Origin of the sequence: Pseudomonas sp. 9.2(2024) (genome assembly GCF_039695385.1) — a bacterium.
GTDB classification, from domain to species: Bacteria; Pseudomonadota; Gammaproteobacteria; order Pseudomonadales; family Pseudomonadaceae; genus Aquipseudomonas; species Aquipseudomonas paraglycinae.
Window position 1 is genome coordinate 424,581 of the sequence record NZ_CP155585.1, and the last position, 12,309, is coordinate 436,889.

Consider the following 12,309-nt stretch of genomic DNA (forward strand, 5'->3'; position numbering starts at 1 on the left):
AATTTGTTTCAAAACTTGACTGAATTTCCCCACCAATGCGATATTGATAGTTAGCAAACTAACAGTGTGTGCATTCCCTCGTGCCGAATAACCTCGACGCTCTCCAGATGAACATCAGCAGTGCCATGGTGGTGGCCGCCAGGCATTGGCGGAAGATCTGCCAGACCACGCTGGTCAATTATGGAATCTCCGAAGCCTGCGCCGTCCCGTTATTGATGATCGGGCGGCTGGGCGAGGGTGTGCGCCAGGTGCAGGTGGCGCAGGCGGCAGGGATGGAGTCGCCGTCGCTGGTACGCCTGCTCGATCAGTTGTGTCACGCCGGGTTTGTCTGCCGCACCGAAGATGCCCAGGACCGTCGCGCCAAATGCCTGAGCCTGACCGACACCGGCCGTGAGCTGGTGCAAGCGGTGGAGGCGCAACTGGTGCGTCTGCGTCATGAAGTGCTCGAAGGCATCGACCAGCGCGATCTGGAGGCTACGCTTCGGGTACTGAGAGCTTTTGAGGCGGCCACTCCGCCAACGGTGATCAATCCGTGAACGGGTTTTTTTCCGGCATGCCCCCCGCGCGAGACTGGTTCTACGGGATCCGCACGTTCGCGGCCTCGATGACCGCGCTGTACATCGCCTTGCTCATGCAGATGCCGCGTCCTTATTGGGCGATGGCCACGGTGTACATCGTTTCCAGTCCGTTCCTCGGCCCGACCAGTTCCAAGGCGTTGTATCGCGCGATCGGTACGTTTCTCGGTGCGGCGGCGGCGGTGCTGTTCGTGCCGATGTTCGTCCAAAGCCCTTACGTGCTGGTGGTGGTCATCGCCTTGTGGACGGGGATTCTGCTGTTCCTGTCCCTGCACCTGCGCACCGCCAACAACTACGCGCTGATGCTGGCCGGCTACACCTTGCCGTTGATCGCCCTGCCGGTGGTGGATAACCCGTTGGCGGTGTGGGACGTGGCCGAGTCGCGGACTGAAGAGATCTTTCTCGGCATCGCCGTGGCGGCGGTGGTCGGCGCGATGTTCTGGCCACGACGCCTGGCGCCGGTGTTCAACGACGCCGTGGGCAAATGGTTCGCCGACGCCACGACCTACAGCCTTAAATTCCTCAGCCGCGACGTGCAGCCCGAAGAGGTCGCAGCCCTGCGCATGGCGATGGTCGGCAGTTTCAACAGCCTGGAGTTGATGATCGGCCAGTTGCCGCACGAGGGTGCGCGGCCGCAGACGGTGCGCAACACCAAGGAACTGCGCGGGCGGATGATCCATCTGCTGCCGGTGATCGATGCCCTTGAAGATTCGCTGTACGCCCTCGAACGGCGCACGCCCGAGCTGGTGGAAAAATTCGCCCCGCTGCTCACCGCGACCCGCGAATGGCTCGGCCACAAAGACGCCGATCTGGAACGCTGGCAAGCGCTGCGGGATCAGCTCGAAGCGCTGCAACCGAGCGCCGAAGCCCTGGAAGATCGCAAACAGTTGCTGTTTTCCAACGCGCTGTATCGCCTCGGCGAATTCATCGATCTGTGGCAGGACTGCCGCAGTCTGCAGGACGCAATCCTGTGCGAGCGCCAGGACAGCTGGCGCGCGGTGTATCGTCACTGGCGCCTCGGTCGCCTGACGCCATTCATCGACCGCGGGCTGATGCTGTATTCGGTGGCCTCGACCATTCTGGCGATCATCGTTGCCTCGGTGTTGTGGATCCTGCTGGGCTGGACCGACGGTGGCAGCGCGGTGATTCTGGCGGCGGTCTCGTGCAGCTTCTTCGCCTCGATGGACGACCCGGCGCCGCAGATCTACCGGTTCTTTTTCTGGACCGGGATGTCGGTGCTGTTTGCCAGTCTGTACCTGTTTCTGGTGCTGCCGAACCTGCATGACTTTCCGATGCTGGTGCTGGCGTTCGCGGTGCCGTTCATCTGTGTCGGCACCCTGACGGTGCAGCCACGCTTCTACCTCGGCATGCTGCTGACGCTGGTCAACACTTCGTCGTTCATCAGCATTTCCGGTGCTTACGACGCGGACTTCTTTGCCTTCGTCAATTCCAACCTGGCGGGCCCGATCGGGTTGTTGTTTGCGTTTATCTGGACGCTGATCGCCCGGCCGTTCGGCGCCGAACTGGCGGCCAAGCGCCTGACCCGTTTCAGCTGGAAAGATATCGTCAGCATGACCGAACCGGCCAACCTCGCCGAACACCGACAGCTTGGCGTGCAACTGCTCGACCGCCTGATGCAGCACCTGCCGCGTCTGGCGCTGACTGGCCAGGACACCGGCATCGCCATGCGCGAAGTGCGCGTGGGGCTGAACCTGCTCGACCTGCTCGCGTACACACCGCGAGTGACGGGCGCACCGAACGCGCTGCTCAAGCAGGTGGTGGCAGAGGTGGGCGAGTATTTCCGGGCCTGCCTCAAGGCCGGCGAACGCCTGCCGGCGCCCAGTGCCTTGCTGATGACCATGGATCGCACCCGCCGCGCGCTCAACGGCCACGGCGATGAAGAAACCCGGCTCAACCTGTTGCACGCCTTGAGCGGTTTGCGCCTGGCGCTGTTGCCCGGCGTGGAATTCGTTTCCAACGCAGAGCCCGAAGAACCGCTGCCCGAAGGAGCGCCCCTATGATCGGTGATCTGGACATCAGCGGCATTTTCCTGCCGACCCTGCTGGTGTTGATGGGCATCACTTATGTGCTGTTTGTGTTGGTACACGGCGTGCTCACACGCCTGCATTTCTACCGTCTGGTCTGGCACCGGGCATTGTTCAACGTGGCTCTCTACGCCGTGATGCTGTACGGCGTGGATTCACTCAGTCGATACCTGATGACATGAAAAAACCGTTTCTGACCCTCGGTCGCGTCGTCCTGACGCTGCTGATCGTGACTTTCGCCGTCGTCGTGGTCTGGCGCATGGTGATGTATTACATGTTTGCGCCCTGGACCCGCGACGGCCACATTCGCGCCGACATCGTGCAGATCGCCCCGGACGTGTCCGGGCTGATCCAACAGGTCGAAGTGAAGGACAACCAGTTGGTGAAACGCGGCCAGGTGCTGTTCAGCATCGACCAGGACCGTTTCAAACTGGCGCTGCGCCAGGCTAAGGCCGCGGTAGCCGATCGCGAAGAAACCCTGGCTCAGGCGCAGCGTGAAGCCAAGCGTAACCGTGGTCTGGGCAATCTGGTGCCAGCCGAACAGCTGGAAGAAAGCCTGTCGAAAGTGGCCCGCGCGCAATCGGCCCTGGCCGAAGCGCTGGTCGCGGTGGACAGCGCCCAGCTCAACCTCGACCGCTCGGTGATCCGCAGCCCGGTGGACGGTTACGTCAACGACCGTGCACCGCGCTCGCAGGAATTCGTCACCGCCGGGCGCCCGGTGCTGTCGGTGGTCGACAGCAATTCGTTCCACATCGACGGCTATTTCGAAGAAACCAAACTCGACGGCATCCATATCGGCCAGTCGGTGGATATCCGCGTGATCGGCGACCGCGCTCGCCTGCGCGGGCACGTCGAAAGCATCGTCGCCGGTATCGAAGACCGTGACCGTTCGAGCGGCAGCAACCTGCTGCCCAACGTCAACCCGGCGTTCAGCTGGGTGCGTCTGGCGCAACGGATTCCGGTGCGCATTGCCTTCGACGACGTACCGGATGACTTCCGCATGATCGCCGGGCGTACCGCAACCGTGTCGATCATCGACGATCAACCGCAGGAGCCCGCAAAATGAGCAGGGCTCTGATGATCGCCGGACTGGGCATGATGCTGTCGGCCTGCTCGATGGTCGGGCCGGATTATCACGTGCCCGAAGACGCGGCGATCCAGCGCAAGGATTTCCAGGGCGACCTGGCGGTGGCCGGCAAACCGGTGGTGTCGGCCCCGGTGCCGGCGGACTGGTGGCGGCTGTATCAGGATCCGCGTCTTGATCAACTGGTGCAGCAGGCCATGGCGTCCAACACCGATCTGCGGGTGGCAGCGGCGAACCTGTCGCGGGCCCGTGCGCAGGTCGATGAAGCCGAGGCGGCCGGTGGCTGGAGCGGCGGCGTGAAGATGGGCGCGCAACGCTTGCAGGAATCCGGCGAGGCATTCCTGCTGCCGGAGAAAGTGCCGGTGGCCAACATCGGCGATATCGGCATCAGCGCGTCCTACCAGTTCGACCTGTGGGGCACCCTGCAACGCGGGATTGAAGCGGCGAAGGCCAACGCCGACGCGACCCAGGCCGCTGCCGATACCGCGCGCATCACTCTGGTCGCCGACGTGGTGCGGGCCTACACCCAGGTCTGCGCGGCGAACGAGGAGCGGGAAATCGCCCAGCATTCCCTCGACCTGCAATCCCAGAGCACCACCCTGATCCAGCGTCTGCGCGATGCCGGGCGCGGCGACGAAACCCAGGTCACCCGTTCGCAGACCCAATTCAAATCCCTGCGCGCCGACATGCCGCGCTATGAGGCGGCGCGGCAGGCCGGGTTGTTCCGTCTGTCGATGCTGCTGGCCAAGCCTGTCGATCAATTGCCGGCCGGCACCGCGACCTGCGCCGAACTGCCGAAAATCGCCCAGTTGGTGCCGGTGGGCGATGGCGCTGCGCTGCTCAAGCGTCGGCCGGACATCCGTCAGGCCGAGCGGCGTCTGGCGGCTGCGACGGCTGGTATCGGTATCGCCACCGGCGAGCTGTACCCGGACATCAGCTTCGGCGCGACGATCGGCACTGTCGGCATTCTGGACAACCTTGGCAAACCGTCCACCAACCGCTGGGGCTTCGGCCCGTCGCTGAGCTGGAGCGTGCCGACCAACGGCGCCCGGGCCCGAATCCGCGAAGCCGAAGCCACGACCCAGGGCGCGCTGGCGCATTTCGACGGCGTGGTGCTCAACGCCATCCGCGAAACCCAGACCGGCCTGTCCCAGTACTCCGCGCTGCTGCAACGCCGCGATGCGCTGGCCGATGCCGAGCAGTCGGCGAAGCTGGCGGCCGACCAGACGCACCGCTTCTTCCAGGCCGGCCGCGAGTCATTCCTCGCCGACCTGCAGGCCACCCGCACCTACACCGACGTCACTGCGCAACTGGCCGCCGCCAACACCCAGGTTGCCATGAGCCAGATCGATTTATTCCTTGCCCTGGGTGGCGGTTGGGAAAGCGGACGAACGCAAGCCTCGAGCGCCAGCAAACCCTGAGGCCGTTGCTATGCTTTGAAGTATTGAAAGGGCGCCCCGAACCAGGCGCCTTTTCAGTGCACATCGCTAGCGCAGGTCTAGGGGAAACCAATAATGAAAAACCCTTACGCTCTTGGCTTCTGGTGCGCCCTGGTAGCCCTGGTGCTGCTGTCGGCCACCTATTTCTACGGCATCATGCTGGCCCACCAGATCGACAAGGCAATGGTCTTTCTCGACAGCACCGTGGCGCTGATCGCGGTCATGGCGATCGTGGTCGTGGCATCGGCGCTGGTGCAGACCCAGCGACTCAAAAAACGCCAGCTTGAGCAAAGCAAGACGCTGCTGCTGATCTGGGACACCAAGGTCGCGCTGCGCAAAGTCGAAACCGTATTCGACCGCTACTTCTGGGGCGGCTACTGGCAGCCGGGGCGGACCTTCGCCGAAGTCATGGGCGAGCTCACCGGCACGCCGCTGGAAAAAAGCCTCGAAGCCCTGAAAAAACAATGTCTGGCCCTCGACCGACAAGTCGCCGGCGACGGCTGGCACTGGCTCAACAACGCCCGCGAACTGTCGGACGTCGCAACCGCCATGGCCCGTGAGCGTTATCAACTGGATTTCTGCGACCCGCGCAGCGACGGGCCGGGCGGAGCGGTGATCGACCGGGATTTCGAAGTGTTGGTGTACACCTGGACCGCACGGCTGAAAAGCTTCGACCATCAGCTCGATGAGATCGAGGTGCAATATTCCTGATCATTAAAAGATCGCCGAACCCGGCGATCTTTTTGTTTGTCCATGTCTCGTGGACATTCTTTAACCTTTAAACATTGGGCCGCGTCGCACTGCCAGTGCTAATCTCCACCGCTAAATTCAGCGGAGTCGCGCCACGGCCCGGTCACGGGTTCAGGGAAGACGACCACACTTTCAGCCACGGAAATCGATCAGGTCATTCATGAATAAATCAGCAGGCGTGCTTCTCGGAATTGTTGTGGCCATTGGCGCCATCAGCGTAGGCGGGGCCTGGTACACCGGCACCAAAATCGAAGGCGTGCTGAACAACGCCGTCGCCAACGCCAACAGCGAGTTGCAGACCGCCATGGCCGGCTCCAACGGCAGTGCATCGCTGGAGCTGGTATCGCTTGAGCGCAACACCTTCAGCAGCACCGCGCACTATCGCCTCAAGGGCGAGGGTGAAATGTTCGGCGAAGCGCCGGTCGAACTGCTGTTCGTCGATCACATCGAACACGGTCCGTTGCCGTTCTCGCGACTGGTGTCGCTGAAATGGCTGCCGGTCATGGCCACCAGTCACTACGAGCTGGAAAAGACCCCGATCACCGAAAAATGGTTTGCCGCCACCAAGGGCGCGGCGCCGCTCAAAGGTGTGGTCAACATCGGCTACGACCAGTCCACTACCGGCAACCTCGAACTGCTGCCACTGGAAACTGCGCTGGATGAAAAATCGAACCTGAAGTTTTCCGGTTTGAACATGGATATTTCCGCCAGCGCTCAGGCCCAGAAGGTCAAGGCCGACGGCTACATGGACAGCCTGCACCTGACCACGGTCGCCGAAGACCAGACGCCGGTGCAGATCGAACTCAACGGCCTGACCCTGGCCAGCAATCTCGCCAAGAGCACCTACGGCTATTACACCGGCGAGAACACCCTGGAACTGACCAGCAGCAAGACCACCTTCGGCGCCAAACAGTCGGTACTGGGCGTGAAGAACTTCGAGATGAAGAACCGCACTGAAGAGAACGGCAGCAACGCCTCCGGCCGTGCCGACTACAAGGTCGCTGAAGTAACCCTCAACGACAAGAAGATCGGTTCGGCCAACCTGGCCATGAGCCTGAAAAACCTCGACATCCCGTCGGCCATGTCGCTGATGCAGATCTACCAGACCAAGCTGCAGCCATACGAAAAAGCCGCTGCCGAAGCCACCGCCGCCGGCCTGCCGGCACCGGAGCTGAACCTGACCGAGGCCGAGTCGACCCAGGTCAAAGCCGACCTGCAGAAACTGCTGGCAGCCGGGCCGCAGTTGGCACTGGAAGACCTGTCGCTGAAAACCGCCAACGGCGAAAGCCGGGCGAATCTGGTGCTTGATCTGACCAAGCCTGCGTCGATGGACCTGCCACCGGATCAACTGGGCAAACAGTTGATCGCGCTGCTGGACATCAATGTGTTGGTGTCCAAGCCGATGCTGGTCGATCTGCTCAGCGTCCAGGCGCAAATCGATGGCCAGACCGATGCCAAGACCATCGTCGACCAGGCCAGCGCTGGCGCTGACATGTTCGCCGGCATGGCCGTTGGTTCGCAGTTGGCGACACTGGATGGCACCAACGTTGTCACCAAGCTGCATTACGCCGCCAATCAGGTTGAATTCAACGGCCAGAAGATGACCGTCGAGCAGTTCGTGGGCTTCCTGATGAGCAAGTTCGGCAGTATCGAACAGCCTCAGTAAACGCCTCGCGCGTCACCGAAACGCCCGGCCTCTGCACCCGCAGACGCCGGGCGTTTTGCTGTCTGGCGTCCGGGTTTGCGGCCGGTCGGGAAATCCTTCGTCACGAATCTGAACAATTATTGTGTTCTGAATATTGATCTACGCTTGCGTGCAAGACTGCTTGGATAAGCTTGGCTGAGTGTTTTTTGCTTGGCCTCCGTTACGAATTGGGCAAGGGGGGGCGTTGCTACCCGGCTGGCCATGTAAGGATGCTGACGAATGCCGCGTATTGATGTTCCTGTATTACATCGTGGTTTACGCCCTTTGTTTCGAGTCGCGCTGTGCAGCCAGTTGCTCTGGCCGGCGTTCGCGTTCGCCGACACGGCCTACGATCAAATGGTGCTCGACGCCCGGGCCGGGCATTACACGCCCGCGCTGACCGTTTTGCGTCAGGTACCGCCGGCCCAGGCCACCACCGGCCAGGTCAGCGATCACCTGCAAATTGCCGGTTGGGCCGGGCTCGACGCCGAAGTGGTGCAGGTCTACGAGACTCAGGGTCGTGGCCGGGCACTGCCGGTTCAGGCGCTGACCGCCACCGCCCGGGCCTACCGCAACCTCAAACGCTGGGATCAGGCGATCGAGGTCTACAACAAGGCCCTGACGCTGGAGCCGGACAACGCCGACCTGCAACTCGGTCTGGCGCTGACCCAGGCCGACTCCGGCAAGCCCGACGAAGGGGTGATCCGCGCCCGTTCGCTGGTCGCCGCCAAACCCGATGATCCTTCCCGCCGACTGGCGCTGGGCTACGCCCTGAATCGCGCCGGCAAGCCGTACGACGCGCTGTTCGAATACGACCAGGCTTTCGTTCGCGCCGGCAACAAACCCGAGGTCGCTCGCGAATACGTGGTCGCCCTGCAAAAGGCGCGTCTGCCGGAGCCGGCACTGCGGCTGGCCAAACAGCGTCCAGGGCTGATCGATCCCGTCACCTTGCGCCGTCTTGAAGGCGATCTGGCTGCGGAACGCGTGCGACTCGCCGAATTGGCCACCCGCAGCGAAAAAGAACGCTACGTGATCGCCGACCGCGCCCTGGCCGACTACGACCAATTGCTCGCCACCTGGACCCCGGACTCTACGGCCCACGACGACGTGACCCGCTGGCGCATCGACCGCATGGGCGCGCTCAAGGCCCGGGCGCGCACCGCCGAAGTCATCAGCGAATACCAGAAGCTGCAAGCCGAAGGCGTGAAGATCCCGACCTACGCCCTGCGCTGGGTGGCGGCGTCCTATCTGGATCAGCGCCAGCCGGAAATCGCCACCGATCTTTACCGTCAGGTGCTGGCAGCGCCGGACGCCGATGTCGGCGACCGACTCGAAGACACCACGGCTCTGTATTACGCGCTGCTGGAAAGCGACCGCGCCGAAGAGGCGCGCAAAGTCGCTGAAGATCAGGCCAGGGCGCAGAAGCCGCGCGTCGAACTCAAGGGCCTGCCGATCGGCAACCCCAACGACGAATGGATGGACGCCCAGCAACTGGCGGCGCAGGCCGGAACTTACGGTTCCGACCTGCCCCACGGCGAAGAACGTTTGCAGACCCTGGTGGATCAGGCGCCGGGCAACATCGGCCTGCGCCTGGCCCAGGCCGATCTGTACCTGGCCCGTAACTGGCCGCGCCGCGCGGAAAACCAGCTCAAGGAAACCGAGAGCATCGCGCCGCGCGACATGGGCCTCGAAGTCGCGCAGGCCCGCACCGCCATGGACTTGCAGGAATGGCGGCAGATGGATGCGCTGACCGATGACGTGGTGGCGCGCTTTCCTGACAACCGTCAGGTCCAGCGTCTGGCCCGTGAACGCGAAGTGCACGACATGTCCGAGCTGCGCGTCGAAGCCTATGGCGGCAAGGCCAACGGAGGCAGCGGTGGCGATGCAGGCGCGGTCACCGGCAGCCGGGATTTCGGCATCCAGACTACCCTTTACAGCCCGCCGATCGATGAAGACTGGCGGGTGTTCGCCGGGGCCGGATACGCCACCGGCGATTTTGCCGAAGGCACCGGCCACCACCGCTTCCAGCGTGTCGGTCTGGAGCGTCGCACCCGCGACATGACCCTTGAAGCCGAGGTGTCGAATCATTCCTATGGTTTCGGTGACAAGCAGGGCGCGCGTCTGGCGATTGCCCGCGACATCGACGATCACTGGCAATACGGCGGCAGCCTCGAATACCTGTCGGCCGAGACCCCGCTGCGGGCTCTCAACAGCGACATCAAGGCCAACGGCGGCAGCGGTTTCATCCGCTGGCGCGCCAACGAGAGCCGCGAGTGGCGGCTGGCGGTCAGCCCGTCGCACTTCAGCGACGGCAACAACCGTGTCGAAGCCTTGCTGACCGGAAAAGAGGGCGTCTACAGCGCGCCGAACCTGCAAGTCGATGCGGGCCTGGAAGTGGGCACCAGCCACAACTCCAAGTCCGATGACGTGCCGTACTTCAACCCGAAGTCGGACTTCAGCGTCATGCCGTTGCTGAACGTCAATCACGTGCTGTACCACCGCTACGAAACCGTCTGGAGCCAGCAGTTCCAGGCCGGTGCGGGTACTTACAGCCAGCGTGATCACGGCACCGGCGGCATGGCACTGCTCGGTTACGGCCAGCGCTACGCCTGGAACGACGTGTTCGAGGTGGGTGGTTTGTTCAGCGTGATCAACCGGCCCTACGACGGTGACCGGGAAACCGATCTGCGTCTGCTCGTCGACCTCACTTTCCGCTTCTAGAAGAGTTTGAAGATGCCTTTGATTTCGCGTTTCATCCTTCTGCTGGGAGTGCTGCTGGTCAGCGCCTGCGCCCAGCAAGCCCCGGCCTTCGTGCCGCCGTCCGAGCGACCGCTGGCAGCCAATGAAAAGCCCTGGCCGAAAAACCACGTGCTGGGCATTGCCTACCACGACGTCGAAGACCGTGACCCCGATCAGGCGGTGGTGGCGGTGCGCACCGAACGCCTGCTTGAGCAACTCGCCTGGTTGCGGGAGAACAACTACAAACCGGTGACGGTCGATCAGATCATGGCCGCGCGCAAAGGCGGGCCGGAACTGCCGCCCAAGGCAATCCTGCTCAGCTTCGACGACGGTTACTCAAGCTTCTACACCCGAGTGTTGCCGGTATTGCGCGCCTACAACTGGCATGCGCTGCTGGCGCCGGTCGGCACCTGGATCGATACGCCGCTGAACCAACCGGTGGACTTCGCTGGCACGCCGCGTCCGCGCTCGGACTTCCTGACCTGGGCTCAGGTGCGGGAAATCTCGCAATCGGGCTTGGTGGAAATCGCCGCCCACACCGACGCCAGCCACAAAGGCATCCTCGCCAACCCGCAAGGCAACCTGCAGCCGGCGGCCGCGACTCGCCGCTACGATCCGGTGAGCAAGCGCTACGAATCCGAAGCCGATTTCCAGGCGCGGATCCGCGCCGACGTGCAGGCGATCTCGGAGAAGATCCGCAAGAACACCGGTAAAAAACCGCGCATCTGGGTCTGGCCTTACGGCACGGCGGACGGCACGTCGCTGACCGTGGTCAGCGAAGAGGGCTATGAAATGGCCCTGACCCTCGATGACGGCCTCGATGCCCTCGACAACCTGATGAGCGGGCCGCGTTTCCTGGTGGCTTCCGATCCTGACGGCGAGCACTTCGCCAATAGTGTGGTCGGCGTGCAATCGGATTTCACCATGCGCGTCGTGCATGTGGACCTGGACAACGTCTACGACCCGGATCCCGCGCAGCAGGAAATCAACCTCGGCAAACTGATCCAGCGCATGGCCGACATGGGCGCCAACACCGTGTTCCTGCAAGCCTTCGCCGATCCGAAGGGCGATGGTCTGGTGCATTCGCTGTACTTCCCCAACCGTCATCTGCCGATGCGTGCCGACCTGTTCGACCGTGTCGCCTGGCAACTGCGCACCCGGGCTCACGTGAAGGTCTTTGCGTGGATGCCGGTGCTGAGTTTCGAACTGGATTCGAAGCTGCCACGGGTGACGCGCTGGGATCCGAAAACCGGCACGACCGCTGTCGACCCGGATCAATACAAACGCCTGTCGCCGTTCGACCCCGAGGTGCGGCGGATCATCGGCGAGATCTACGAAGACGTGGCACGCCTGACTTCGGTCGACGGCATTCTCTATCACGACGACGCGGTGCTTTCGGACTTCGAAGATGCCGGCCCTCAGGCGCTGAAGGCCTATGTCGAGAACGGATTGCCGGGCTCGATCGCCGCTCTGCGTGACGATCCGGCGGCGATGCAGCGCTGGACGCGCTTCAAGAGCCGTTACCTGATCGACTTCACCAACGAACTGACCGCCAAGGTGCGCGCGATTCGTGGCCCGCAAGTGCTCACCGCGCGCAACATCTTCGCCGAGCCGGTGCTCAATCCGCACAGCGAAGCGTGGTTCGCGCAGAACCTCGACGACTTCCTCGGGACTTACGACTGGACGGCGCCGATGGCCATGCCGCTCATGGAAAAACAGACCCAGGCGCAATCCGGCCCGTGGCTCGAAGCGCTGGTGGCGAAGATCAAACAGCGCCCCGGTGCGCTGGATCGCACGGTGTTCGAACTGCAGGCCCGGGACTGGACGAAAAAAGACCAGGCCGACATCGACGGCGCACAACTGGCCGACTGGATGAGCCGCCTCAAGCGTCAGGGCGCCACCAGTTTCGGCTACTACCCGGACAACTTCCTCGAGAATCTGCCGGACCTGAAAACCGTGCGGCCTGCACTCTCCAACAAATGGAACCCATGAC

General features: G+C 63.0%; 9 protein-coding genes. All 9 read left to right on the top strand.

Annotation, left to right across the window (positions count from 1 at the left end; translation table 11 throughout):
• Positions 1-107 precede the first annotated feature (107 nt).
• The 9 genes from ABFB52_RS01875 (at position 108) to pgaB (ending at position 12,308) form a co-directional block, all read left to right on the top strand.
• On the top strand, positions 108-536 hold the full coding sequence (locus ABFB52_RS01875) for a MarR family transcriptional regulator (protein WP_011331882.1): 429 nt from the start codon (positions 108-110) through the stop codon (positions 534-536).
• Positions 533-2,596 (top strand): FUSC family protein, encoded by a 2,064-nt coding sequence (locus ABFB52_RS01880; RefSeq protein ID WP_102687449.1) that lies wholly within the window; start codon positions 533-535, stop codon positions 2,594-2,596. Before ABFB52_RS01875 ends, ABFB52_RS01880 begins: the two co-directional genes overlap by 4 nt.
• Entirely contained in the window at positions 2,593-2,802 is a 210-nt protein-coding gene (locus ABFB52_RS01885; protein ID WP_007957657.1) for a DUF1656 domain-containing protein, read from the top strand. Before ABFB52_RS01880 ends, ABFB52_RS01885 begins: the two co-directional genes overlap by 4 nt.
• A complete protein-coding gene (locus ABFB52_RS01890) occupies positions 2,799-3,686 on the top strand; it encodes an HlyD family secretion protein (RefSeq protein WP_129973835.1) in 888 nt (295 codons plus the stop codon). Before ABFB52_RS01885 ends, ABFB52_RS01890 begins: the two co-directional genes overlap by 4 nt.
• Positions 3,683-5,125, top strand: coding sequence for a TolC family protein (locus ABFB52_RS01895; protein ID WP_064382679.1), 1,443 nt, complete (start codon positions 3,683-3,685; stop codon positions 5,123-5,125). Before ABFB52_RS01890 ends, ABFB52_RS01895 begins: the two co-directional genes overlap by 4 nt.
• A 93-nt stretch (positions 5,126-5,218) precedes the next feature.
• Positions 5,219-5,854: a hypothetical protein gene (locus ABFB52_RS01900; protein WP_011331886.1), complete on the top strand. Its 636-nt coding sequence runs from the start codon at positions 5,219-5,221 to the stop codon at positions 5,852-5,854.
• A 199-nt stretch (positions 5,855-6,053) separates the two neighbouring features.
• Positions 6,054-7,559 carry a YdgA family protein gene (locus tag ABFB52_RS01905; protein WP_129973834.1) on the top strand — a complete coding sequence of 502 codons (1,506 nt, stop codon included), beginning with the start codon at positions 6,054-6,056 and terminating at the stop codon, positions 7,557-7,559.
• A 258-nt stretch (positions 7,560-7,817) separates the two neighbouring features.
• Positions 7,818-10,298 carry a poly-beta-1,6 N-acetyl-D-glucosamine export porin PgaA gene (gene pgaA / locus ABFB52_RS01910; protein WP_129973833.1) on the top strand — a complete coding sequence of 827 codons (2,481 nt, stop codon included), beginning with the start codon at positions 7,818-7,820 and terminating at the stop codon, positions 10,296-10,298.
• 12 nt (positions 10,299-10,310) lie between these two features.
• Positions 10,311-12,308 carry a poly-beta-1,6-N-acetyl-D-glucosamine N-deacetylase PgaB gene (gene pgaB, locus ABFB52_RS01915; RefSeq protein WP_129973832.1) on the top strand — a complete coding sequence of 666 codons (1,998 nt, stop codon included), beginning with the start codon at positions 10,311-10,313 and terminating at the stop codon, positions 12,306-12,308.
• Position 12,309 lies beyond the last annotated feature (1 nt).